Source organism: Raoultibacter phocaeensis, assembly GCF_901411515.1.
Lineage (GTDB): Bacteria > Actinomycetota > Coriobacteriia > Coriobacteriales > Eggerthellaceae > Raoultibacter > Raoultibacter phocaeensis.
In genome coordinates, this window is the sequence record NZ_CABDUX010000001.1 from 1,556,480 (window position 1) to 1,582,178 (window position 25,699).

A 25,699-nucleotide genomic window follows, 5' to 3' on the forward strand; every position below is an offset into this window, starting at 1 on the left:
CCCCGAAGCGTGCGCCGATCTTTCCGCAGCGGAGCCGCTTTTGCGCTCGGGTCGTCCGTCGACCGTGAACCGCTCGGTTGAGGAAGGGGGGCGACCCTGGCCGCGCCCCGAAGGGGGGCGATCGTTCGAGCGATTGTGCGGCGCTTCCGGCATCGTGTTTCCCCTTCTTGCGGATGCTCGTCGGGTTTTGTCCGTGTCCAGTATAAAGGACGATTCGGAAAGCTACTATCTCATCTTCAATTTCATTCTACCTGAAAATTATGTGGAAGCCCCAGTGCTTTGGGCGGAGCGTTTATACTTGATGCTTCCAAAGAAGAAAGGATGCGGTATGGGTTTGCAGCTTGCACTCGCTCGGGGGATCAGCGCCGTAAGCACCTTCGGGCTCAAGCGCGTGTTCAAGCGACCAGCGGCCAACTTCCCCGGCAAGATCGCCCTGTACGTCGATCCGCACCTCATTGCTGACCTTGCGCGCAAGCTCGAACGCGGCTCGGTTGTCGTGTGCGGCACGAACGGCAAAACCACCGTCACCAACCTGCTCGCCGACGCGCTAGAAACGGCTGGTATGCGCGTTATCTGCAATCGCACGGGAGCGAACCTCGACAGCGGCGTAGCAACGGCGCTTCTCCATGGCAAGCGGGCCGATTGGGGGGTGTTCGAGAGCGACGAGCTGTGGCTTGCAAAGGTGCTTCCCCAGCTCAAATCGGATTACCTCATTCTTTTGAACCTATTTCGCGATCAGCTCGATCGCGTAGGTGAAATCGACCGTATCCAGGAGAGCATTGCAGGCGCGCTTTCCTCGTCGCCCGATACGGTGCTTCTCTACAATGCCGACGATCCGCTGTGCGAGGCGATCGCCCGGCGCGTACCTAACAAGCACATCGCGTTCGGCGTGGGGGAGGATATGGGCTTGCCGCAGAACACCGTGGCCGATGCGCAGATGTGCCAGATGTGTTCGGGCATGCTCGCATACGAATACCGCCAGTACGGCCAGCTTGGCGAGTACCGTTGCCCGCAGTGCGGGTTCGCGCGGCCGACGCTCGACTTTGCGGCTTGTCGCGTGCGCTTCGAGGTGGACGGCATCGCGTTTTCCGCAGGTACCGATGCGAACACGACGGTCGATATCCACTCGACGGCTACCGGGGCGTACATGGTGTACAACCTGCTTGCCACGTTTGCTAATGCCCGCCTGCTCGGATGCCCCCCCGACGCGTTCCAAGGGGCGCTCGATGCGTTCGACCCGCAAAACGGCCGGCTTGAGCATCTCGTGGTCGAAGGCAGGCCCGTTCTTTTGAACCTTGCGAAGAACCCGACAGGCTTCAACCAGAATCTTAAGATCATTACGCAGGACGCAGGCCCGCGGGCCGTTGCTTTCTTCGTGAACGATAAAGAGGGCGACGGGCGCGATGTCTCGTGGATATGGGACGTCGATTTCGAAGAGCTTGCCGAAGCGGAGAACATAGTCGTATTCGCAGGTGGCATCAGAAAAAACGATGTGCAGGTGCGGTTGAAGTACGCAGGCGTCGATGCCGCGCTCATCGGGGGGGCCGCGGATATGCTCGAGCAAACGGCCGATCTGCCGCCTGAGTACCGGTTTTACCTGATAGCGAACTATACGGCGCTTCCCGGGGTTCGTGCAGAGCTTGTGCGCCTCGTCGAGCAGGGTGGATCTGCGGCTTCGATCGGCGGCGCGGCCCCCCTAGGTAATCGAGGCGGGGCAGGCGAGCACGATGCAGAGCGCCGTGAGTCTTCGGCTGCTCGCGGCGATGCAGCTTTTGAGCGTGGCGAGTCGGCGGAAGGGGGCCTGTAATGGAGGCTTTGAGAATCGCGCATCTGTTTCCCGATCTCTTGAACCTTTACGGCGATGGCGGCAACGTCAAGTGCCTCGCGAAACGAGCCGCATGGCGCGCGATTCCCGTGGAGGTCGTAGCCGTCAACCATGGTGACACGATCGATCTTTCAGGAATCGATATCGTGTTTCTCGGGGGAGGCCCCGATCGCGAGCAGCGCCTTGCATCTGAAGAGCTGCTTCGCATGAAGAGCGATCTAGCCGCGTACGTAGAGGCCGATGGCGTGCTGCTCGCCATATGCGGCGGCTTCCAGATACTCGGAACCGAGTGGCTTTTGGGCAACGAGGGGGTCGAGGGCCTCGGTATAGTCGATATGGCAACCAAGCGTGCTGAAGGATCGGCCGATCGGCTCATCGGCGACATCGTGCTTTCGTCCCCGCTCGCCAAACGGCCGGTGGTCGGCTACGAAAACCATGCCGGACGCACGTATCTCGGCAAGGGCTTGCAGGCGTTTGGCACGGTTGTCTCGGCAACGGGCCATGGCAACAACGATGTTGACAAGGCGGACGGCGTGCTGTACCGAAATGTTGTGGGCACCTACCTGCACGGACCGCTTTTGGGAAAGAATCCCGAGGTGGCCGATCATCTGCTTGCCCGTGCGCTCGAGACGAGGGCTGCACGTTCGGGTGAGAAGGTGGCCTCGCTTTCGCCGCTCGATGACAGCGTGGAGGAAGCCGCCAACGAATACATGGTAAAGCGGCTCGGCGTGCGTTGATACGTTGTGCACATTTCGTGGACTGGAAGTGTCATCAATAGCGTATCATATAGCGGAGAACAGGGGCTAGAATGGCAATCGTTTCACCTGATGAATACGTTGTTAATAGAGCTGAGCGCCATGGTTTTGCGAGGACAATCCGTATGGCGTTTTCCTAAAAACGGCTGATTCACCTTGCACTTGAAGCGCTTGCTCGGGCACAATGTCGTACATGATGGATAGGAAAAGCAACGCACGGCGCAGAAACGCCCCCGTTGATGCTGATCGTCAGAGGAGCGGCCGCAGCAGCGCGCGCGGTTCGTCCCGTTACGATAGTTTCGACCCCTCTGCTTACGGAAGGCAACCTTCCTACAGCGAGTATTCCCGCACACCCGATGCCGACGGCGATCCGAGCGGTGCCCAAAGCGGCTACAGCCGCCGGGTTTCGCAGGCCGAATACACCCGGCAGCGCAAGAAGCGCAAACGGCGCAAAGTGGTTGCCGTTGTCGTGGCGGCGATTCTCGTGGTGTGCCTTGGCGGTGCGGGTGTGGCGTTTGCCTACCTCCATAACCTCGGTTCGAACCTGAACGACGGCATCGATGGCGAATTGCGCGCACAGCTTGTGAAAACCGATCTTGCGAACGAGCCGTTCTACATGCTGCTCATGGGTACCGACGGTTCGGCTGAACGTGCCGAATCGGCAGAGTACGCGGGTGATCCCACGCGTTCCGACAGCATTATCCTCGCGCGTATCGATGCGCCCAACCACAAGGTCACGCTGGTATCCCTTCATCGCGATACGCTCATCGACATGGGCGAATACGGGCAGAACAAGCTCAACGCCGCATACGCGATCGGCGGACCTGCCATGGCGGTCGAGACCGTTTCGAAGCTTGCGGGCGTTCCTATCTCACATTATGCGGAAATCAACTTCGACGGCTTCAAGGACATCGTGAATGCGCTCGGCGGCGTCGAGGTCGACGTGCCAATGGAGATCAACGACGACGATGCCGGCGGCCATCTCGATGCAGGACTCCAAACGCTCGATGGCTACCAAGCGCTTATTTTGTGCCGGGCCCGCCATGCGTACGACGATTACGGCGACGGCGATTCCTACCGTGCGGCCAACCAGCGCCTTGTGCTCGGTGCAATCGCCAAGAAGATACTCGCCTCGGACATCGGTACGATGGCAGGTACGGTGGAAGCCCTTTCCAACTACGTGACGACGGATTTGAGCGTGTTCGACATCATCGGGCTCGCGCAGGCAATGCAGGGGCTCGATCCTGCGACCGATCTGTATTCCGCGATGGAGCCCACCACGTCGGCGTACGTTAATGGCGGTTGGTACGAGTATACGAACATGACCGCGTGGAAAGAAATGATGAGCCGCGTCGATCAGGGTTTGCCGCCGACTGCAGAAGATGTCGTGGACGAAATGTCGGGTACGGTGCTGGCTTCGACGGGCAGCGGCGCGACGAGTAGTGGAAGCGATACGTCGGGCGGCCAGACCATAACCGAACCCAAGACCGGCAATGTTGCCATCAGGAACGGCAACGGCATCGCAGGTGCCGCATCGGAGGCGGCCGCCAAGCTCGAAGAGGTCGGCTACACGGTAGATACCGGCAATGCCGAAGGGTTCGACTACTCGCAGACCATCGTCATCTACAACTACGCGAATCAGGCAAACGAGGCCAAGGAGATCGCAACGACGATCGGCGTCGGCAAGGCTCAGCTCAACGACGGCACCTACGCGTTCGAGGGTGATTTCCTCGTCGTGCTGGGAGCCGACTGGGAGTAATCTCGACCGCCCGACCGCCCGACCGCCCGACCGCCCGACCGCCCGACCGCTTTCCGCGACGGCAAGGCCCGTCCACCCGCCGTGCGTGATGGCGAGGTCCTCTCCGCCCGCCGTGCGGGACAACAATCGTGCCATATGGCATTATCTTTTACAAGGACAAATTGAAGGCCCGCAGTGTACGTACCTTCGATCAGGCACGATGCATTCATGTCCTCGATACGGCGGGGTCGAGCGCATCTCGTTGGACCAAAATCGTGCCATATTCTACGTGTTAATTTTCCTATAATGGCGCTTGGGGGACGGCGCATCGCCCCCCGCCGGCCGTCTCCGGACCCGGCACCGGCTTGTCCATATTGCCCCGAGAGGGCTCGTGCCATCATGCCACCGGGTCCGGCGGCGCCCGCCCGTCGCTCATCAGATTGATGCCCTGCGCTCCGTAGAATACTGCAGAGGGCGCCAGCCCGCGGTCCGCGGGCGGCTCCGCCGGGAGAGAGGAGAGGCATGGACGGGTCCGACATGGACTACGGCGCCTACTGCGGCGTCGACGTCGGGAAGGCGTCGCACTACGCGGTGGCGCTGGGCCGGGACGGGACCCGCCTGCTGGGCGGGCCCGTGGCCCAGCGCGAGCCCGACATCAGGGAGCCGCTCGGGGAGGCGGCCGGCTACGGAAGGGTCCTCGTCACGGTGGACCAGCGCGGGGGCTTCGGGGCGCTCGCCGTGGCGGTCGCCCGGGACATGGGGATGGACGTCGCCTGCCTGGAGCCCAAGGGCTTCGGGCGGGCGTCCGCGACCTACGGCGAGGGCAAGTCCGACGCCAGGGACGCGTTCGTGATCGCGGACGTGTCGCTCAGCGCGCCGAGGCTCGTCGGGCTCGTCCCCGGGCCGGACGGGGCGCTCGAGGAGGTCCGGGCGCTGTGCTCCTACCGCCGCGCCGTCGTGGGGGAGCGGACGCGCTGCTACAACCGGCTGCGCGAGCTCCTGCACCGGGCGTGCCCGCCGCTCGAGGCGCTGTTCCCGGGCGAGAGGCCGCACAACGCGATGTCCCTGCTCCTGCTCGCGCGCTACGGCGGCCCCCGGGGCCTGCGGCGCGCCGGGAGGGCGCGCGCGGAGCGCTGGGCGGCCGGGGTCGCGCGCCAGAGGAACCGCGAGCCTGCCCTGGTCGCGGAGGCGTTCGCGGCGGCGGCGTCCGTCACGGTCGCGCTCCCGGGGGCCGAGATCGCCGAGGACCTCGCCAGGAAGGCCGCGCGCCGCGCCATGGAGCTCGAGGCCGAGGCGCGCGAGCTCGACGCCGCGATCGGGGAGCGCGCCCGCCTGCTGCCCGGGTTCGACGTCCTGCTCAGCGTGCCCGGCATCGGGCCCGTGTACGCCGCGGCCATCGCCGCCGAGACCGGCGACGTCGCGCGCTTCCCCGACGCGGGCCGCCTGGCGTCCTACGGCGGCGTCGCCCCCGTGCGCGAGGAGTCGGGCACGGGGGCGAGGAGGAGCAGGAAGAGGAGGGGCGGCAACCGCCGGCTCAAGGACGCGCTCGTCGGGTCCGCGCGGGCCGCCGCCCTGCACGACCCGCCGTCCAAGGCCTACTACGCGCGCAAGCGCGCGGAGGGCAAGAGCCACAAGCAGGCGCTCCGCGCCCTCGCGCGCCGCCGCGTAGACCTCATCTACGCGCTGCTGACGGCCGGCGCCCTCTACGCGCCGCCGCCGGACGGGGCCTAGCCGCAGCCGGACGCCCCGGTCCGCCGCACCCCGCATTATAGCGGGGCCCTGCCCCGTGCGCAAAGAGCCATTGCGGGGCCGGGGCGCAGGGCCAGCGCCCGCCCGGGCTCGAATAAAAATATAGATTGATGGCACGATCGCTGTCGCGCTGCGGTGAACGTCGCCTTGGGATGTCGCCTAGGAAGGTGGTTTCGCTGAAGATGCTCGTGACGACGTACGGAAGTTTTGTTTCCCTACGGTATACTGAACTCTGACCTGCGGTTCGCAACCGCAGGGTAGCAAACTCCCTGCAAAAAAGAAGCCGCAAGTTGGTTGAGCGGAGGTGCATGCATCGGCATCATGGGAGGCGTCGACAAGCGGTACAATCTCTTACTGGCGATCTCGATCCTAAGCTCCAGGTTGCGCATCCCGATACGGAATGCGGCAGACATGGTCGGGAATCGGATGCGATGCAAAGGACGACCCATGAGTTTTCGCGATAATCTGCAACATCTGCGTGCGACGCGCAATATGACGCAAGAGCAGCTTGCCATGCTGCTCGGCGTAAGCCGCCAATCGGTTTCCAAATGGGAAGCCGAGCGCGCGTATCCCGAAATGGACAAGCTGCTTCGACTGTGCGACCTGTTCGAATGCACGCTCGACGAGCTGGTGCTGGGTGATTTGACCGCTCGCCCGACCGATGCGGCTTCGAGCATGCCCACCTGTGCGGCTCCGCAAGATGTAACAGGGTACGATCAGGCGATGCGCGCGTTTGCATGGAAGCTTCCTCTCGGGGTGGCTGTTTTCATTGCTGGCTGCGCGCTGTCGGTTCTGTTTGCGGGCCTTACGCTCGTGCCCGGTTCTTCCTATCAGAGTTATTCGAGCGCGTTGATGCTTGTGGGAGCTGCCGCCGGATGTGCCATCGTTCTGCCCGCACTGTTTGCGCGCAGGGAGTTTCGTCGAGCCCATCCCTTCGTCGAGGATTTTTACACAGTCGAGCAAAAGAGCCAAGCGCGCAAGGCTGCCTCGAGGGGACTTGTTGCAGGTATCGCCCTTATCATGGTCGGGCTTGCTTCGACCATTGTGCTGCAGCCGTTCCAATGGCTTGCAGGTTCGATTCCCTTGCTGTTCGGCGCGCTCGGTGTGTTCGTCATCGTGCGCGGATACCTGCTGGAGTCGCGCTGCAACATCGAGAAGTACAACCAGAAATCATTGCGCGGCATGGACGAGGCTGAGATCGATGCTTTGGGCAATGCGGAACTCGCTTTGCGCGCCCGCCAAGCGAAACGCGAGTACGGCATGTATGGCGTCGTCATGGGTCTGTCCACGGTTGTCGGCCTCGTGCTTTTGTTCGTACCGGCGCTGAACGCGCAATGGTGGTTCTGGCTCGCGTGGCCGATTGGCGTCATCCTCTGCGGCGTGGTCAAAGCGATTCGCGTGATCCGTAGCGGCGAATAAGCGAAACCTGCACGGGTTTGCGTTCGGCCCGAGCATAGAAATCTAGTTTAAACAATCTAACAGTATGCATACGGCTTCGGCGGCATCTCAGCGCGAGTGTTGCCTCGCCTCGGTCCGCATAGACCTCCGCGCGAGCGTCTCGCCTCGGTCCGTGCGACCCTTGGGCAAGCGTGACGTACACCGTGCCATGTGGCTTCTGGCGCGAGTCCCGCTCGCCTGAGACGCTGCCGCCCGATGCAGTATATTAGGAGGATATCCATGAACAGCACAATCGTTGCACGCGCTATACGAAAGTCGTTCACTGCGGGACGGGGAAGCAAAAAACGGGTGACGGAGGTTTTGCGGGGGATAACCCTTTCTATCGAAGCCGGCGAAATGGTCAGCATCGTTGGGCCGAGCGGTTCGGGCAAATCCACGCTTTTGTACTGCCTTTCGGGGCTGGAAGCGGCCGACTCGGGCTCTATCGAGGTGATGGGCGCGCAGGTTGTCGGAGCCCGGCGCAATGCCCTGTTCAAGATGCGCCGAGATCATGTGGGATTCATCTTCCAATCATACAATCTCATCCCCTCGCTGACCGCAGGCGAGAACGTGGCGCTGCCTGCGCGCTTGGCGGGTCGTCCGCTTACCGGGAAGCAGGTAAGCGCAGTGCTGGAAAGCGTGGGCTTGGGCGGCCGGGAAAAGAGCCGCCCTGGCGATATGTCGGGAGGCGAACAGCAGCGCGTGGCCATCGCCCGCGTGCTTGCGGCGACGCCCGATGTGGTATTTGCCGACGAGCCGACCGGTGCGCTCGATTCCGAAAACGGCCGCGAGGTGCTCGGCATGCTGCGCAGGATCGGCGACGACGCCCGCCGTTCCGTGATCGTAGTGACGCACGATTTGGAGGCGGCATCGCTTGCGGACCGTGTCCTGGTGTTGAAAGACGGGGAGGTCGTGAGTGAGCTGGGTCACTCTACTGCCGCCGAGATACTCGAGGCGATGGGAGGCCGGCAATGATCAAGCTCGTGTTCTCCGACTTGCGCGACCATGCGGCAACGTGGATCGGTGCCTTTCTCGTCGCGGTGGCTTGTGGCTGCATCGGCGGTTGGGCGGCATCGTTTCAGGCGACCGCGAGCGCCTACGCGGCAGATCCGCTGGTATTTAGAAACCTGCAGCAAACCGTTCCCGTCGTGATCTCGTTCTCGTCGGTTGCGGCGGTGGCGGTGCTTGCGTCGGCGGCGAACCTGACGGTTTCTGCGCAGCGGCGCAGTTACGCGCTGTGGCAGTTGGCGAATGTAAGGCCGCGGCTGGTGAGCACGGTGGTGCTTGCCCAGATGATCGCGGTTGCGATGTTGGGCGCCGTGTGCGGCACGCTGCTTGCTGTAGCCACGGTACCCTTGGTCTTCTCCTTGGTGATCACCTCGCAAGAGGGATTTTCGCACGTGGCGCCGCAGGTAGACGCATCCTTGATGCCAGCGGTGTGGTTCGTGGTTGCGGGCGTGTTTCTGCTCGGGGGGCTCAAGGGCGCTCGCAGCGCGGGAAGAACGCCTCCGCTTGTCGCCCTGCGTGATTTCGAGCCGAAGCGCAAGGGCATGACGTGGATGCGCGTGTTTTTATTCGCGGGTTTGGCTGCCTGCACGTGCTGGTTCATCTTCTTTATGATCGAATCGGGGCCGAGCGACGCCATGAACTGGTCGCTTTTCATGCCCCTTTTCATGGTAGCGACGCTCGTGCCCCTCGCTCCCCTGGTCTTCTCAGCGGTACTCAATGCGTGGACGCGTCTCGTTCCGCAGAAGCGCTGGAACGCCTGGTACTTAGCGCGGCATACCGCTCGCTTTGGGCTTTCTGCTTCGACTTCGGTCGAGACCCCCATCATGGTGGGCTTCGGGCTGGTAGCGGGCGTTTTTTCTGCCTTAGGTTTGTTCACGAGCTACCTGCAGAGCCAAGGCACCATCGATATCAACGGGCTGAGCTTTGCTGCAGCGCTTCTCATGTTGGGCGGTCCCGTGCTTCTGTGCGCGGACGGGGCGGCGGTGAGCGTGGTGATGACATCGCGGTCACGTACCCGCGATGTTGCGCTCCTCATCGCAAGCGGGGCTCGCGCGGAAACGCTCATGGCCGCGGCGGTATGCGAAGCCCTCATCCATGCGGTTACGGCTACTCTGGTGGGTGCGGTGAGCGTGGTTGCTTCCAACGCCATCGTCGCGTGCGTGATCGGATTGCCGATCTTCGAAGGGCTTGCTTTCGGGGAAGGGTTCGTGGTGTCCCTCGTGGGTTTCGCACTGGTATTCGCTGCCACGTTCATTCCCACGTGCACGGCGCTCAATCAGGAAACCGCTGCCGTTCTCGCGATGCGGGAGTGACGGCCTGCTTGGCGTAGGCAAAACGAAAGCCCCGAAGCCTGGGAGAAGAAGGGCTTCGGGGCTTGTGCATGTCATCCTGAAGCTGTGAGGGAAGGGAGTGGCTTCAGGATGGTTCGGAATGGGTGCGTTACGCTTGCGTGGTCGCCTCGATCTCTTTGCCAGCGGCGTTCATGCCCGCAAGGCGGCCGAACGAGAGCGCGGTGCCGAGCGAGATGCCCGCAACGGTGACAGGGTACTCCACGAGGTAGCGGCCGCCCTGGACGTTGCCGGTGGCGTAGAGGCCCTCGATCGGCTCGCCCGCTTCGTTAAGCGGCTGGAGCTTCTTGTTGACCTCGAGGCCGCCCATGAGTACGAGCATGCCGGCGCTTCCGAAGGGATAGGCGTAAAACGGCGGCTCGGATACGGGGAACAGACGGCGCGGGTCTTTGCCGAAGTCGCTGTCGTGGCCGGCGGCGCACATCTCGTTGTAGCGGTCGATGGAGGCTTTCACCGTTTGTGCGTCGAGGCCCATCTGGCTTGCGAGGTCTTCGATCGTGTCGGCCTTGAGGAGCCCTTGCGAACCCTCGACCATTTCCTTGGTCGTGTAGCCCAGGCCGAAACCTGCGAGCACGGTTTGGTACTGATCGACCTGATCTTCGGGGATGAAGTGGTTCACATAGCCGTGGCCGTCGGGCATGTGGGCGATCTCGTCGGGCCACTTGCTGTCGAAGATCTGCCACGAGCGCAGGCCTTCGGGTCCCTCGGGCACGCGCGAGAGCTGGTCGGCGATGTTTTGGCCGGGGATGTCCTCGTTCATGAAGCGGTTGCCGTTGATGTCGAGCTGCAGGTAGCCGTCGACGCCGAGGGGGCCGCCCATGTGGTGGGTCATCGGGGCGTGGGGGCCGAGCTCCATGTGGCTGCCGGCCCAAAGGCCCATGAGGTGGCCGTCGCCGGTGTTGCCGACGTTGCCTGCAGCGTCCATCGTGGTGTAGAAGCTCACGAATTCGTTCGCCCACGGGATGAAGTAATCGCGCATGTCCTGGTTGTTGCCGAAGTCGCCGGTGGCGAGCACGACGGATTTCGCGTTGATCTGCGTGTAGTTGCCATCGGCGTCGTGCACGTAGGCTCCGGCGACCTTGCCGTCCTCCACGATGAGCTGCTCGCCCCAGGTGGAGTAGATGAGCTCAGCGCCCATCTCCTCGGCTTTCGCTGCGGCCGCATCGAGCGTCCACTGCATGTTCGGGTTCGTGGTGATGGTGCCGTGGAAGTACGGGTAATACTCGGTGGTGTAATCGTAGCCCTCAAGCGCGGGGAAGCACTTCGGGCGAATGTAGTTGGGCTTGTCGGTCTGCTGATCTGCCGCAGTGCTCGTGAGCACCTCGAAATCGGCGCCTTCGACGAGCCAGTCGAAGTCCTCGCCGGAATGATCGTACCAATAGCCGAGGAAGTCGGGGGTCGGGCGGTAGCACATGTCTTTCATGAGCTGGTTGACGATGACGTCCTTGCCAGCCCATTCGATGCCGAGATCCTTCTGGATCTGCGAACCGACGACGCCGAAGTCGCCCGCCATCGAAACAGCGGTAAGCTGAGCGGCCTTTTCGACGCCGATGACCTTCGCGCCTTCTTCGGCGGCGGCTTTGGCGGCCGCGACGCCCGAGAGGCCGAGGCCGATAACGAGCACATCGCAGTCCTTCGTCTCTTTGATGTCAGTCGGCACGCTCGGCGCCGTCATGAAGTTCGGGGTGAAGTCGGCGGGCTTGCCCGAGGCGGAACTGCCCTGTGCGGCAGCGTCGCCTGCGGCGTCTGCCTTGCCCGAGTCGGCGGCGTTGGATGCTGGGGCGCATCCAACGAGTCCGGCGGCGCCGGCGGCAACAGCCGCAGTGGCCCCGAGTCCGATAAACGCGCGTCGGCTTAATCTTGCGTTGTCCATATGTCTCCCTCCAGAAACTGTATATGGTCGTGGAAGCTCTCTTGCCGGCTTCCGGTATGGGCGCACTGTACGCAAGCGCGCGCCTGTTTTCATCACCAGTGAACTGGTGAATTTTGCAAAACCTGCTGAAACCCATCCCACCCGATTCTGGTGAGACGGGTAATGTGACCACTTTGATCAGGTAAGATGCCGACAGATTCCAAACGAAAGCAAACCCGTTTTCAGGTTGCAACATCGAATCAGCCGACGAGGCGATATACTATGCGGATGGGAGAAAGGAAACCGATGGGGTATTTGAGAGATATCGCAAGGAGCCTGCGTGCTCGCGATGCGGTGTTCTTCGGCGGATACGCTCTCTACCTCGTGTTCAGCTACATGGTGTTTCATTCCGCGACGGTGCTCTCGTCGACAGGATCGCTCGGGTACGGTTTCGAGGTCATGTTCTCGATGGGGGCGATGGGCGCGCGCATCGTCGTGTACCTCGTGTGCGCGCTTGTTGCCTACCGGCTGAAGCCTATCTCAGGTGCCGCAGCTGCGCTCATGACGATCGGCGTTGCCATCGTCGCTTTCGTCGCGACCGCCATGGTGTTTCAGTTTGCGCCGGTTTCGACTCCCGATCTGTTCGCTCCGTGGCTTCTGCTCGGCGGCATCCTTCTCGGGGTGGCCGATGCCTTGATTACGCTTTTGTGGGCGCGGTTCTCGTCGACGCTCACGCTGCGCGCGGTCTATCTGTTTGTGGTGCTCTGCAATGCGGTGAGCCTTGTGTTCTACTTCGCCATTACGCTTGTACCGGCTCCGGCGGCGCTTCCCATCGCAGCGCTTTTGTTCGTCATGTCGGCCGCGTTCGCCAAAAAATCGCTCGACGCGCGTCCATCGGTCGAGTCTGAGTTTTCCAAACCGGTATTCGGGGGAGCGGTCAAAAGCTTGTGGCATCCGGTGCTCGGCACGGTCATCCTGTGCTTCATGAGCGGACTCATGCTCCAGATTTCCGGACAACACGAGATTCCGCTCTCGTCGTTTCAGCAGACGTCGCTCTTTACGAGCGCTATCGCGGTGCTTTGTTTGCTCTTGCCGGCACTGCTCATCAAAAAACCGCTCAATGTGGGGAAGATTTACGCGGTGGCGCTTCCGCTCTCGGCGGCGGGTTTTCTTTTGCTGCCGCTCATCTGGAACGCAGCGGGAGGCATCGTCAATTCGTTCGCGCAGCTGGGCGCCATGGTGGCGGGTATCATCCTCTGGTGCATGATCGCCGATTCGGCCCACGATACCAAGCTGCCCTCAGCGCTTTTGTTCTCGCTCGCACTTGCCTGTACGAATGCGGCGCAGCTCGCTGGTACCATTATCGGCTTCGTTAATGCCGAAACGCTCAAGCAGGGCGATCTAGTGCTTACCACCGTTGCGCTCGTATCGGTGTATTTGCTGCTCATGGCAGCGCTTTTGCTGTTCAAGGACAAGAGGCTTACCACAACCGAGGAAACGGGGCCCGCTGCACCGCAGCCCACGCCCGAAGAGGTGCTTTCTTCGCGCTGCAACGATATAGCGGCGGCTCATCAGTTTACGCCGCGTGAGACCGAGATATTCAAGCTGCTCGCGCAGGGCTATACCATGCCTGTGATATCCGAGAAGCTGTTCGTGTCGGAGAATACCGTGAAGTCCCACGTGAAGAGCATCTACCAGAAGCTCGGCATCCATGTGCGATCCGAGCTCATTGAGTTGGTGAACCGCCCGTGATGCGCGTTCGCTGCGGCACCGTCGCCCGCAACGTCTTGCGCGTTTTGGTGCATGAGGGGTGCCGGCCATGATGCGCATCACGGTTGTTGCGGTGGGCAAGCTTAAGGAACGGTTCTGGGTCGAAGCCTGCGCCGAGTACCTCAAGCGCCTGAAAGCCTACGCTAAGGTCGAAGTCAAGGAGATCGCCGATATCGATCCGGCGAAAGCCGGGGGAGTCGACGCCGCCCGCGACAAAGAGGGTACGGCCATCGTCGCGTCGCTTCCCGAACAGAGCCACGTCATCCTGCTTGCCATCGAGGGCAAAGAACGCACGAGCGAAGGATTAGCCCGCCGCCTTGACGAGCTGGCGCTTGCGGGGAGAAGCGACATCGCGTTTGTGATCGGCGGCTCGGATGGTGTGAGCGACGCCGTGCGGGCGCGTGCCGACGAGCAGCTTTCGTTCGGCCGCATCACGTTGCCGCACAACCTCGCGCGCGTCGTGCTGCTCGAGCAGGTGTACCGCGCCTGCAAGATCTCGCGCGGGGAGCCGTACCATAAGTAGGCAAAGGCATGCGGTGCATTCATCGTCGCCGTCATAGGCTATTCGGTGGCAGGACTGCTTATCGAATGCGGCAGTTTTCCAAAACGTACCAATACGCGATATGCGTTCCTATGAGAAGCGTAGGTGTCGGTTTCGGCTTGGTGGGTTACATGAATCACGCTGAATAGCGTCGGGCACGAAAAGCGACCTCCGCTAACGGATTTTTTCGACTTGTGCATGCTTTGGACAGCTTCTTCGATTCTTATTGCTGTGCCATTACTATGTCATCAGGTAAAACGCTAGTTTGCTAATGGCTCATACTCTTTCTAGGTGCCTGTTGTCTGCACGATAGGCTCAAGACTGCGGTTTTGTGTGCACAAGTCGAAAAAATCTGCTACGGAAACTCTCTTTTTCTGCCCAGCCTGCGGTCCGTGCTATGACGTAGTACGCAGTCGAAGAGCTGTTGATGCAACATCCCGTTTCGGAAGTGGACGAAGCCCTCGAAATCCGATGAGCTTCGCCCAGTGCGAGCCGCGAGATGCCTTTTCGTTTTACCCGAACAACGCCTGGGCGATCGCGTAGCCTTCGCCCTGCACCCCGATGCCGCAGCTGCCGAGCGTGGTTTCACCGATGGCGTGAAGACCTTCGATGCGATTGCCGTCCTCATCGAGCACCGTGTAATCGTATCCTGAGTCCACAAGCACGCCGCCGACGGTGATGTGCATGGCCCAGGTGCGGGGCGACGCGTAGAACGGCGGATTCTCGATGGGGCTGTGCTCGGTGAAGTTCGTGCGGCCGAAATCGGGATCTTCGCCCGAGCGTGCGATCTCGTTGTAGCGCTCGATCTCGGCTGTGAAGGTTGTAGGATCGCAGCCCATGAGACCCGCAAGCTCTTCGAGGGTGTCGGCGCGGTAGAGCTGGCCTTGGTTGATGAGGTTTTCGACGTTGCGCCCGTAGCGGTTGACCTCGCCGTCGATCCAGCAGGTATCCTTGTCCGAGATCATGAACATCATCTGGTCGGGTTGCGCCATGATGTGCTCAGTCATGGTGAAGCGGTCGAGCACTTCGTTCATGAACCGCTTGCCTTCTTTGTTCACGATCGGGCAATCGATGTCATCGCCTACCGTGGTCTCGTCGGTGGAGTTCTTGCAGTCGGCGAAGGGGAAGGGCATCTGCGTGTCCATCGCGGCGGTTGCAGCGCCTACGGAAAGCGCCATCGTGATACCGTCGCCCGTGTGGCCGAACGCGTTGGTAGTGGGGATGATCTGCTTGGGATCCCAATCCCATTGCGTGTTGTACTCTCGCAGCATGTCGGGATTGCCCGAGAATCCGCCCGTTGCGAGGATGACGCCCTTTGCTCCGGTTACGCGGTACGTGGTGCCGTCGGCTCCCTGCGCAACGACTCCCGTAACCTGTGCGCCCTCGCTGATGAGTTCGTGAGCGGGTGTGTTCAGGTAGATTTCGACGGGGTAGTCGTTCTGCTCGATCATATCGGTGTAGAACTCGAAGTAGCCCTGTCCGCACGTGCCGTTGACCGACGAGGTCCAGCGCGGCCACGAGTATCCCACGATGCCTACGAGCGGTTTGAAGTCGAAGCCGCTCGTTTCGAGCCACTCGTCGAGTTCGGCGATGTGCTGGCAGGAGATGATCATGTCGGCGTAGGCGCCTTCGCCCTGCAGCGCGTACTGGAGCGCATGGAGCTCGACCGAGTCGAACACCTTCGTGCTGCCCGTTGCCCTCCATGCTTCAACATCGGCCGTGAGCTTGGCGAGGTCGGCGGCGGGCATGATCTCGGGTGCCGCTGCGAGGTTCGCTTCCAGCTCTGCCGTGAAGTTGTCGGTCATGTCTTCCCGCAGGTCGTCGGGTGCGAACACGTATTCGAGGTAGCCGCCGCTGACGAGCGCGTTACCGCCGACGTTGCAGCTTTTCTCGAGTACGATGACTTTGCTCGCGCCGAGGCGTGCGGCATTCACTGCGGCGACGGTTCCGCTTGCGCCCGCTCCGACGATGACCACGTCGGCTTCGAGCTCGATTACTTCGGTCGAGGGGGCGGGTTTCTCGTAGTTGCCTTTGAGCTTGCTCGCGCTGCCGCCGGCTTGCTTGACGCACTCCTCGCACGCCGCGACGATGGCCGTGCTCGTGAGCGTGGCTCCCGCGATGGCGTCGACGCCGAGCGATTGATGCTCCACGATGGCGGCGGGCACCGTTTCGAGCGCGGTATCGGATATGTACTTGGTTTCCTCGTGGTCGACGACCGTGACGCTCTCGATGCTCGTTTCGGAAAACGCGACTTCAACGGTGATGGGGGCGAACTTGCCCTGACCCACGCCCGTGTACGTACCCGCCTTGAACTGGCCGTTCTCGCTACCTGCCGACGCTTTCGGCGCGCAGCCCGCCAAGCCGAACAGCGCGATGTTCACGCCCGCGATGGCGGCTCCTGCCAAAAAGCTACGGCGCGATATGTCCGCTTTGGGCAGAGCGTTTCCCTCTCCCGTCAAACGAGCAGCCGTCGACGGTGCGCTTGCGGTCGTTTTCTCTTCCCTCATGGTTTGATCCTTTCCCTGGTGGCCTTGGATGGATCGAGTATGCCCCGCAAGCGCGCTGCGCGAATCTCCCAGGCGGCCAAGTTCGGGGGTAACTTTGTAACCCGTTTTGTAACCCGCCATAATTCACCAGATCAAACGCACAGAGCAGCTCATTGGGCTTCTGTCGAAACGGCGGAATCAGTTGCTATAATAAGTCGATGGCTGGAAGGGGTACATACAGGGGCTTGCAGGATGGTGCGGGAGCTGCCCATGCGGGCGTCGCGCGCACGGCTTCGCTCGGCCTCGGCGCTTGGTCGTTCTGTTTCTTCGGATTCGCGTTCGCTCGTGCGTGGCTCGAGATCGTCACGTACCGCACGGCGCTGCTCTTTCCGCACGATGTGTGGTTCGGCGAGGATCTGTTCACGGTTGCGATGGTCGTGGCGTTCGTTCCCTTCGCGCTGTTCGCCCGCAAGCTCGCTCCGTTGTATGTGAAGCGGTGTATGGTGTGGCTTTGCACGGGGTCCATGATCGCATCGGGGCTCGCGTTCATGGCGGCGAGTTTGTTTCCGGGAATCGTTTTGCCTTTGAGCATCGTCGCCATCATCGGCGGCGGTATCGGATCGGCCCTTTCGATCCTGCTTTGGGCTGAGCTCCATAGCTGTTTCGAGCCGTTGCGCGTCGTTCTCTATATAGCGGGTGCGTTTTTGCTGGGATCGTTCATGGCGTGGGTGCTCATGGATCTCGATATCGTGCGGCTGACAATCGTGCTCATGGTGCTTCCGCTTTTATCCCAGGTGACGCTGCATGCTTCGTTCAGCCTTGTTCCGCGTGCGGATCTGCCGAAGAAGACGTGGGGAAAGCTCCATTTTCCCTGGAAGCTTTTGGTGGTGCTGGGCATCTACCAGTTCGTCTACGGCGCGAAGAGCGAAGCGAGCGTGCCATCGGGCGAGCTGTTCTTGTTGGGCACCATCGCCGTGTCGATTATCGTGCTCGCCGTATCGCTGCTCATGTCGAAGCGATTCGACTTCACGCTTTTGTATCGCACGCCGTTCGTGCTCATGATGTGCGGGCTCGTCATGACGTTTCTGTCGCTTTCGGGCACCAACCTCGTGGCCGGGTTCTTCATTGCCGCCGGGTACTCGCTCATGTTTCTCGTACTTACCATTCTGCTATGCGACATCTCGCACACCTACGGGGTGTCGGTGCTCGTGCTCTGCGGCATCCAGGAAGTCACGCTCATCGCCATTCCGACTGGGCACATGGTGTCGCGGTTGTTCATGGGGGAGCAGCCGATCGTAGCCGCCGATCCGACGCTCGTGACCGCGGTGCTTACGATCCTCGTGGTTATCGCAACCGTTGCGTTGATTTCTGAGAAGGGGCATTTCAGTTCATGGGGCGTCGCGTTTTTCGGCGCGGGCGAGATTGCCGAAGAAGATGCGCGTGCTAAACTGCATGCCCGCTGCGCCGACGTGTCCGAGGCGTTCGGATTGAGTCCCCGCGAGGCCGAAGTACTCGATCTTATCGCGATCGGAAAGAACTCGGCAGTCATCGAACGTGAGCTGTGCATCGCCAACGGAACGCTCAAATCGCATACCCGTCGCATCTACCAAAAGCTCGGCGTGCACAGCCGCGAAGAGCTACGGGAGCTGCTTTCGGCCGATCCGCAGTAATTCGCCGTACGCTCGCCTTGCGTGAAGACGGCCCGAAGCCGTACGCTCGCCTTGCGTGAAGACGACTGAAGCCCTACGTTCGCTTTGAGCCTAGGCAGCCCGATGCCGTACGCTCGCCTTGGGCGAAGCCGGCCGAAGCCGTAGCTTTGCCTTGTGCCTAGGCAGCCCGAAACCGTAGCCTAGTCTCGAGCCAAGGCAGTCCGAAGCTTCGCCTGTTGCCGCCCGTGAGCGGTCACGCGTCCGTAAATATCTTCAAATAGGAATATACTTCTTTCAATATATATACAATTAAGTATAATAACTGGCGACACCATGGTACGAAACTGTGCGAACCGTGGTGACCGTTTCGGATGGGGTGACATGCGGGATACAACAGAAAGAATCGGGGCTGAGGTAGCGGCGCTGTTCGATCAAGCAGACAGCGAGCTGTTCGCTGCCGCGCACGCTGCGAGCGAGCGGGCGATGCGCATCGGCGAAGGCCCTGCATCCATAAAGGCTTCGCCGCTCATCCTTACGGGCGACTGCAAAACACGGCCCGTCTGCAATCACTGCAAATGGGAGCATTTCAAAGCGGAATCGTATCAGGCGTTCGCACTCGATCGACCTCTCTCGGACATTATCGACCATGCGCACCATCTTGCCGATCTCGGGATCGAGCGCGCTTTCACGGCGACGGGGTGGATGGGGTACCGGCTTCCGCGTACGTATATCGATGCCGTCGAGGCCATTCACGACGCCGAGCCTCGGCTTGCGCTGTACGGCTTGTTCGGTGCACTCGACCGCCAAAGCCACTTCGACTTGGCATCTGCAGGGCTCACCGGCATGCTCACGAGCCTCGAGTCGCCGAGTAACGAGGTGTACCGTGCGTTCAGGCCGGGCGGAGATTCGCTCGAGAATCGGATCCGGGCGCTCGAATACACCTGCGAAGCGGGGCTATCCGTATGGACCGGGTTTCTCGTAGGGCTCGGGGAGACCGAAGACGATGTGGCCTGGGGCATCGAAACGATCGCGCAATTCGAGCCTGAATCAATCTCCATCTTACCCTTCGTACCCTTTCCCGATACGCCGATGGCTGACTATCCGGCGGCCGATCCGCTGTGGCTTGCCCGCGTGAATGCCGTCGCGCGCATACGGCTCGCGCGCACGCCGTATTTCTTTTCCGACCACGACCACGAGTTCGATCGGTTGTACGCAGATCGGATCGGCATCAACGGGTCCTACGAAACGGGTGTTGCACCGCACACCCGATCGTAACCATAGAAGCTCGCATACCTTGAGGGAGGAAACAATGAACGAACAAGATCGTCAGACTATCGAGAATCTCGAACGACCCGCCCGCTTTTTGTCGCGCCGATCGTTTATCGGTCTGTCGGGGTGCGTGGTGTTCACGGCCCTTGCCGGGGGCGGGTTGTTGGCGGGGTGCTCGTCTGAGCAAGCGAAAGAAGAGCCTGCCACATCCGAGTCGGCTGCCGAACCGACCGAGCAGAAACCTGCCGGCGACCGCACGGTGAAGAACCTCGACGGTAGCGAGATCGTCGTTCCTGCGGAGGTGACGAGCGTTGCGGCTATCTTCGGGCCCTCGTATGAAAAGCTCGTAGCCGTCGGCGCCGAAGGCCGCATCACGTGCGACGGCGATTTCCATATCAGCGGATGGCCGTGGTCGAACGTCATCTACAAGCGCGTCAACGATGTGCCGGGCATTCCGAACGCCCATTCCGACCTCAACGTCGAGGATCTCGTTGCGCAGGGCGTGCAGGTCGTATTCTGCTTCCCGAACCCCGCCCAGGCCGAAGCCATCAACAACGCAGGCATGGTTGCCGTGCCTATGACCTCGACTGGCGCGTTTAAGGATGTGGCCGACACACTCACGCTCTACGCCGACGTGATGGGCGATGAGAAGGCCGCTTCGCAGGCCAAAGCGTACGCGAAGTACTTCGACGAGAAGGTGGCCATGGTCAAGGAGCGTACGGCGAACGTGACCGAGCGTCCGAGTGTGTACCTTGCCTACACCGACATGCTCCACGGCTACGGTGCCAAGTCCGATATGGTAGAGGTCATCGAGCTTGCGGGCGGCGAGCTTGCGAGCAAGACCCTCGAGGGATCGTCCAACATCGAAGTCACCGCCGAGCAGCTGCTCGAATGGAACCCCGACTACATCTTCCTCGACCATGCCGGCTCGTCGGGCAACGCGACGGCGGAGGATGCCATCAACGAGGCGCTCGCTACAGGCGACTTCAATTCCATCGCCGCCGTTGCGGAGAACCAGGTTGTCGCCACGCCGACCGGCGTGTTCTTCTGGGATTCCGGCATCCAGAAGATCCTCTACCTCGTCTACATCGCCAAGACCATCCACCCCGATCTGTTCGAGGACGTCGACATGAAAGAGCTGCTTGTCGATTTCTACCAGCAGTTCTTCGATTACAGCCTAACCGACGAGGAAGCCGAGCGCATCCTCAACCATCAGGATCCCGCGTAAGGTTTGGTCGTGGGCAAGCGCATCGAACGACAGGGAAGCGCTCCGCTTGGGCGCATAGGGCTGATCGCCTTAGGCGCGGCAACGCTGCTTGCTGCGACGATTTCGCTTGCAGTGGGGCGGTTCAGCATCGATCTGCCACTGCTCGCATCGACGCTTGCCCACGCGCCCGATGCGGTTATGGCGCTTGTAGGCGGCGGTGATCTCACGAGCGAAGAGCTCGTGGTGTTCAAGATGCGCTTGCCTCGCATCGTCGGAGCGCTCTTGGTGGGCGGAGCGCTCGGCATGGCGGGGGCGGCGTTTCAGGGAATGTTTCGCAACCCCATGGTTTCACCCGATCTGCTCGGCGCTTCGTCGGGTGCGGCGTTCGGCGCGGCATGTTCGATGCTCGTTGCCGCACCGGTCGCCGTGATCTCGGGGTCGGCCTTCGTCGGCGGCCTCATCGCGGTGTTCCTCACGTACCTTATCAGCGTGACGGTGGGCAAGGGCACCTCGAACGTCATCGTGCTCGTGCTGGCGGGCGTGGTCATCAAGGCGATGTTCGAGGCGCTCATCTCGGTTACCAAGTACGTGGCCGACCCGTACAGCCAGCTGCCGGGAATCACGTTCTTCCTCATGGGAGGCCTTTCGAGCCTGACGTGGTCGGATATCGGCATGCTGAGCGTGCCGGTGCTCGTATGCGGAATCGTGCTCTACGGGCTTCGGTGGCGCATCAACATCCTTTCGCTCGACGATGACGAGTCCCGCGCGCTCGGCATGGAGTCGGGGCGCATCCGCGTGGTCGTCATCGTGTGCGCTACGCTCATGACCGCGGTGAGCGTAGCGGTTACGGGCATCATCGGCTGGGTGGGGCTCGTCATCCCGCATTTCATGCGGATGCTGTTCGGCCCCGATTGCCGCAGGCTCCTTCCCGCATCGTTTCTGGGCGGCGCGCTCTACCTCGTGCTTATGGACGACATCGCCCGCGGAATGTTTCCCATGGAGATACCCATCGGCATTCTGACCGCGCTCGTCGGCGCACCCGTGTTCGTGGCGCTTTTGGTGAAATTCAAAGGGGGGTGGAAGTGATGGCGCTCGTGATCGATGATGTGACGTGCGGATACGGGGGTAAGCCTGTCGTCGAGCACGTGAGCTTCGCCCTCGAACCCAGTAGCGTGACGGCGATCCTCGGTCCGAACGGTGTGGGAAAGACGACGCTCTTCAAAGCTGCGCTCGGGTTTTTGCCCTTGAGCGGGGGATGTGTGTCGATCGACGGGGCGGATTGTGCGAAGATGAGCCGAGCGGAAGTGGCTCGTGCGATCGCGTATGTGCCCCAGATCCAGAACATCCCGTTCGCCTACACGGTTGAGGAAGCGGTGCTTATGGGAAGGGCACCGCATCTGAAGCTCTTGCAGCAGCCCGGACCCGACGATCATCGGATCGCCCGCGAAACGCTTGAGACCATGGGGATCGCGCATCTTGCGAAAAAGACATGCGTCGAGGTGTCGGGCGGCGAGCTGCAGATGGTGGCGATCGCTCGAGCGCTCGCGCAGCAGCCGCGCTATCTCGTGATGGACGAGCCCACTGCGAGCCTTGATTTCGGAAACCAGATTCACGTGCTCGAACGCATCATCGAACTTACGGAAAGCGGCATGGGCGTGCTCATGACCACGCACGATCCCGAGCAGGCGTTCTCGCTCAAATCGGACGTAGTGCTCATGCAGCGCGGCCATGCCTGCCGCTGCGGGTACTACCGCGACGTGCTCACCGAAGAGGTGCTTGCCGAGACCTACGGCGTCGATGTGCTCATCCGCCCGATTCCGTACGAGGGAAAGAGTATCGAGTGCTGCATGGCGCTCATCAAAGAGACGGGGCATCGGCATAGGGAACGGTAGCAGGAACGATCCGCCTGTTTGTGCTGTTTGTCGCGCCGCCTTATGCGTAGATTTCCTTCTCAACCACGAGGTCGTTTTTGATCTTGCCGACAAGCTTTTGCAGGGCATCGATGCAGTTCGGGCGGATGTCAGCTCCGATCAGCACGTACATGATCGAATCGCCTACGCCGAGCGCGCCTTCGTTGAGCCACACGCGCACGTAATATACGCCGGGCCATGTGAGCGCTTCGGCGACAGCAGCGTCGACGCCCGCCGCGTCGTAGGAGAACTCCACCTGAGCCACATCGCCGAGGCCCTCGACGCCTTCTCGGACCTGCGCTTTCGGAGTCACGCGCACGGTGCCGTTGTGGGTGAGGAACATGCCGCACTGCGCAGCCTTCGGGTCTTCCTTCGCTTCTTTAAGCCACTGATCGATTGACGGTTCCGGTTTTGCCATGGTACCCCTCGTTTCGTTTTCCCATCCGATTGCTCGGTAATCCTAGCGTATCAATGGGGTTAAGTATACCGCATCGGTGCGTATATTCTCAAACAAGGAAGATATTTGCATCGACATGCAATCGAACATGCGGCATGCCTCTTGCTGGACGTAGAAGCTTGGGTGAAAGATGTGGTTGAGTGGTATCGCCTTATGCAGAACTCGTATATGACGTACCCAATCGTGTTCCCGAGTTCTCGGATTCTGGCACAAAATTGGAGGTTTGACAATTGTATAACCAGATACCTATTGAAATCGAAGGTAATGGCAGACAAAATGCCTGATGGCAAATTATCATACCCTCATATAATAAATGTATTGTATTCCATAATTGTCAAACCGGAGGTGCGGCAGGAAGTTGGACCGCCGGCAGGCGGTCCACGACCGATCGAGCGGCCCCCGCGGGGGCCGCGAGGAGGGAGCCGCATGTACACGGAAAGGGAGAAGGTCCGCTACGTCGAGACGATGTGGGCCGAGGGGCTCACGCCCCGCGCCGCCGAGCGGAAATGGGGGACCCCGTCCAGGGAGTCGCTGAGGCGGTGGCTGGAGCAGGCCGAGGAGGGCTCCCTGCCGGCGGAGATGCCCAGGGTGAAGGGGCGCGCCGAGCACGCGCCCCACTCCCGCTACCCCGAGGCCACCAAGGCGGAGGCCGTCCGCCTCTACGGCCTCGGGGAGAAGCCCGCGCACATCGCCCGCCGCCTCGGCATCGCCGAAGCGAGCATAATATCGGTCTGGAGCAGGAAGGCCCGCAAAAGCGCTATCATGTCCGAGACCGGCGCGGAGGGCGCGCCGCGCGAGGACGAGGGGGCGAAGCCGGGCATGGGGCAGGCGGCGGGATCGGACGACAGGCGGATCGAGGCCCTCCGGGCCGAGCTCGAGGAGGCGCTCTTCGAGGTGAGCGTCTACAAGGAGCTGATGCGCGACCCAAAAGCCGCAAGCCCGGCGAGCCTGTCGAAGAGGCGGCTCGTCGGGTTAGGCGAGAGGCTGAGGCGGGACTGCGGGTGCTCCCTGGCCCGGATCTCGACGTTCTTGGGAATCTCGAAGAGCACCTACCTCTACCACCGGGCGAGGCTCGATAGCCCGTCCGGCATGACGGACGGGGGCTTCGACGGGGCCGTGGCCGCGGCCTTCGCGGAGAACGGCGGGATCTACGGCTACCGCCGCCTCAGAGCGGCGCTGGAGGCCGGCGGCGTCCGCGCGCCCGAGCGCAGGGTGCGCGAGTCGATGGCGCGCCAGGGGCTCGTCGCCCGGTGCTCCAGGTCGGAGAAGAGATGGAGCTCGTACGCGGGCGAGGTGTCGGACGCGCCCGGGAACCTGCTGCTCGGCGAGCACGGGAGGCACGACTTCTCGGCGGACGCGCCCAACGAGCTGTGGCTCACCGACATCACCGAGATGCGGGGGCGCGACGGCAAGTGCTACCTGTCCGCCGTCGTCGACTGCTTCGACGGCAAGGTCGTCGCCTGGCGCGCCTCGGAGAGCCCCAACGCCGAGCTCGCGAACTCCACGCTCGCCGACGCGATAGCGACGCTTCGGGAGGGCCAGCGTCCCGTCATCCACTCCGACCGCGGCGGGCACTACCGCTGGAAGGGGTGGATCGCGCTGTGCGAGGGGGCCGGCCTCGTGCGCTCGATGTCGCGCAAGGGGCACAGCCCCGACAACGCGGCGTGCGAGGGCTTCTTCGGCCGGGCGAAGGTCGAGGCGTTCCATTCGCTCGTGCGCGCGGGGGCGCCCGTCGCCGAGATATTCGAGGCCGTCGCGCGCTACATCACGTGGTACAATGACGGCCGCCTCAAGACGTTCAGGGAGAACGGGAAGAAGGCCACCTGCGAGACCATCGAGGGCCGCCGCAGGAGGCTCGGGCTGGCGGCCTGAGCAGTCCAAGAATCCTGCCGCACCCCCAACCTCCAATTTTGTGCCAAGATCGGGCCAGTCGGGAACACAAGCGCGCATCCGGTCCCTCATCCCAAGCGTTAAACCCGTTGAGGTTAGGTGGATTACGTTAGCTACTGTGATCTAATCGACCCGCAACTCGTATTGACTCGCGGCTCGCAACAACTCGCGGCTCGTGCCGACCTGCGGCCCGTATCGACCTGCAACTCGCATCGACCTGCATACACTCCTACAACGCAGCCAAACCGCTGTCAGCCATCTTCTCGATGAAACGAGCGATATCGTCGGTGCTCTCGCGCATGCCCGTCTGGACCCATGAGCGGATGACGGCGAGGCATCCGTTGGCCATGAACGTGTAGAAGCGGTCGAGTTCGTCGGCGGCCAGATCCGGTTTCACGCGTCGCCACATCGCGATGCTTCTCTCCCTGAACGTGTCTACGATGCGCAGCAGCAGTTCGGGGTCGCTGTATTCGCCGAAAAACGCCATGCAAAGTTTTTCGTTGCGAGCGATGGTTGTGCAGATGTCTTTGCTGAATGCTTCGAGCGAACCGCCTTCGATCGTGTTTTTAAGCGAATGCATGATGGTTTGTGCAAGTTCGCGTTCGATCTCTTCGTACAGCGCGTAGATGTCAGCATAGTGCGAATAGAAGGTCGCACGGTTAACCCCTGCTCGGTCGCAGAGCTCCTTGACAGTGATTTTGCTTACCGGCTTCTCTTGCATGAGATCGAAGAAGCTGTCGCGCAGCATCATTTTGGTAAGACGTACGCGATGGTCCTGTTTCATATCGCCTCCTTTGCGCGCTCGCT

The 25,699-nt window shown here is 61.7% G+C and carries 19 protein-coding genes; 15 read left to right on the forward strand and 4 right to left on the reverse strand.

What is annotated here, in order from left to right:
* The first annotated feature begins 328 nt into the window (after positions 1-328).
* The 7 genes from FJE54_RS06185 (at position 329) to FJE54_RS06210 (ending at position 9,825) form a co-directional block, all read left to right on the forward strand.
* Positions 329-1,807 carry a MurT ligase domain-containing protein gene (locus FJE54_RS06185; protein WP_255467250.1) on the forward strand — a complete coding sequence of 493 codons (1,479 nt, stop codon included), beginning with the start codon at positions 329-331 and terminating at the stop codon, positions 1,805-1,807.
* Positions 1,807-2,562, forward strand: a complete 756-nt coding sequence (locus FJE54_RS16255) for a type 1 glutamine amidotransferase (protein ID WP_255467251.1) — start codon at positions 1,807-1,809, stop codon at positions 2,560-2,562. The genes FJE54_RS06185 and FJE54_RS16255 overlap by 1 nt, the downstream gene beginning before the upstream one ends.
* Before the next feature lie 211 nt (positions 2,563-2,773).
* Positions 2,774-4,339, forward strand: coding sequence for an LCP family protein (locus FJE54_RS06190; RefSeq protein ID WP_139651832.1), 1,566 nt, complete (start codon positions 2,774-2,776; stop codon positions 4,337-4,339).
* Between the two features lie 501 nt (positions 4,340-4,840).
* Positions 4,841-6,049, forward strand: a complete 1,209-nt coding sequence (locus FJE54_RS06195) for an IS110 family RNA-guided transposase (protein WP_139651833.1) — start codon at positions 4,841-4,843, stop codon at positions 6,047-6,049.
* A 465-nt stretch (positions 6,050-6,514) separates the two neighbouring features.
* The gene (locus FJE54_RS06200; RefSeq protein ID WP_139651834.1) at positions 6,515-7,486 is read left to right on the forward strand and encodes a helix-turn-helix transcriptional regulator; all 972 of its coding nucleotides are present in this window, start codon (positions 6,515-6,517) and stop codon (positions 7,484-7,486) included.
* A gap of 258 nt (positions 7,487-7,744) precedes the next feature.
* The gene (locus FJE54_RS06205; protein WP_139651835.1) at positions 7,745-8,479 is read left to right on the forward strand and encodes an ABC transporter ATP-binding protein; all 735 of its coding nucleotides are present in this window, start codon (positions 7,745-7,747) and stop codon (positions 8,477-8,479) included.
* Complete coding sequence (locus FJE54_RS06210; protein ID WP_139651836.1) at positions 8,476-9,825, forward strand: ABC transporter permease; 1,350 nt, start codon at positions 8,476-8,478, stop codon at positions 9,823-9,825. The genes FJE54_RS06205 and FJE54_RS06210 overlap by 4 nt, the downstream gene beginning before the upstream one ends.
* A 127-nt stretch (positions 9,826-9,952) precedes the next feature.
* On the opposite strand, the gene FJE54_RS06215 is transcribed toward FJE54_RS06210, so the two are convergent.
* On the reverse strand, positions 9,953-11,734 hold the full coding sequence (locus FJE54_RS06215; protein ID WP_139651837.1) for an FAD-dependent oxidoreductase: 1,782 nt from the start codon (positions 11,732-11,734) through the stop codon (positions 9,953-9,955).
* Positions 11,735-12,019: 285 nt separating this feature from the next.
* Between FJE54_RS06215 and FJE54_RS06220 the strand changes: the two genes are divergently transcribed.
* Together FJE54_RS06220 and rlmH are read left to right on the forward strand one after the other, a co-directional pair.
* On the forward strand, positions 12,020-13,465 hold the full coding sequence (locus FJE54_RS06220; protein ID WP_139651838.1) for a response regulator transcription factor: 1,446 nt from the start codon (positions 12,020-12,022) through the stop codon (positions 13,463-13,465).
* 70 nt (positions 13,466-13,535) lie between these two features.
* Positions 13,536-14,006: a 23S rRNA (pseudouridine(1915)-N(3))-methyltransferase RlmH gene (gene rlmH / locus FJE54_RS06225; protein WP_139652243.1), complete on the forward strand. Its 471-nt coding sequence runs from the start codon at positions 13,536-13,538 to the stop codon at positions 14,004-14,006.
* 530 nt (positions 14,007-14,536) lie between these two features.
* Here rlmH and FJE54_RS06230 read toward each other — a convergent pair.
* Positions 14,537-16,531, reverse strand: a complete 1,995-nt coding sequence (locus FJE54_RS06230; protein ID WP_180326593.1) for an FAD-dependent oxidoreductase — start codon at positions 16,529-16,531, stop codon at positions 14,537-14,539.
* Positions 16,532-16,755: 224 nt separating this feature from the next.
* Here FJE54_RS06230 and FJE54_RS06235 point away from each other — a divergent pair, with 224 nt between their 5' ends.
* From FJE54_RS06235 to FJE54_RS06250, 5 genes are all read left to right on the forward strand, one after another.
* Positions 16,756-18,180, forward strand: coding sequence for a response regulator transcription factor (locus FJE54_RS06235; protein WP_180326594.1), 1,425 nt, complete (start codon positions 16,756-16,758; stop codon positions 18,178-18,180).
* 360 nt (positions 18,181-18,540) lie between these two features.
* On the forward strand, positions 18,541-19,434 hold the full coding sequence (locus FJE54_RS15980; RefSeq protein ID WP_180326595.1) for a radical SAM protein: 894 nt from the start codon (positions 18,541-18,543) through the stop codon (positions 19,432-19,434).
* A 34-nt stretch (positions 19,435-19,468) separates the two neighbouring features.
* Positions 19,469-20,656, forward strand: a complete 1,188-nt coding sequence (locus FJE54_RS06240) for an ABC transporter substrate-binding protein (RefSeq protein WP_180326596.1) — start codon at positions 19,469-19,471, stop codon at positions 20,654-20,656.
* Positions 20,657-20,665: 9 nt separating this feature from the next.
* Positions 20,666-21,721, forward strand: coding sequence for a FecCD family ABC transporter permease (locus FJE54_RS06245; protein ID WP_180326597.1), 1,056 nt, complete (start codon positions 20,666-20,668; stop codon positions 21,719-21,721).
* A complete protein-coding gene (locus tag FJE54_RS06250; RefSeq protein WP_139651843.1) occupies positions 21,721-22,527 on the forward strand; it encodes an ABC transporter ATP-binding protein in 807 nt (268 codons plus the stop codon). The genes FJE54_RS06245 and FJE54_RS06250 overlap by 1 nt, the downstream gene beginning before the upstream one ends.
* Positions 22,528-22,567: 40 nt before the next feature.
* Here the strand turns inward: FJE54_RS06250 and FJE54_RS06255 are convergent, their stop codons facing one another.
* On the reverse strand, positions 22,568-22,963 hold the full coding sequence (locus FJE54_RS06255; RefSeq protein ID WP_139651844.1) for a molybdenum cofactor biosynthesis protein MoaE: 396 nt from the start codon (positions 22,961-22,963) through the stop codon (positions 22,568-22,570).
* Between the two features lie 465 nt (positions 22,964-23,428).
* Between FJE54_RS06255 and FJE54_RS06260 the strand changes: the two genes are divergently transcribed.
* Positions 23,429-24,874 (forward strand): IS3 family transposase, encoded by a 1,446-nt coding sequence (locus FJE54_RS06260; RefSeq protein ID WP_139651282.1) that lies wholly within the window; start codon positions 23,429-23,431, stop codon positions 24,872-24,874.
* A 247-nt stretch (positions 24,875-25,121) separates the two neighbouring features.
* On the opposite strand, the gene FJE54_RS06265 is transcribed toward FJE54_RS06260, so the two are convergent.
* Positions 25,122-25,676 carry a TetR/AcrR family transcriptional regulator gene (locus FJE54_RS06265; RefSeq protein WP_180326598.1) on the reverse strand — a complete coding sequence of 185 codons (555 nt, stop codon included), beginning with the start codon at positions 25,674-25,676 and terminating at the stop codon, positions 25,122-25,124.
* Between the last annotated feature and the right edge of the window lie 23 nt (positions 25,677-25,699).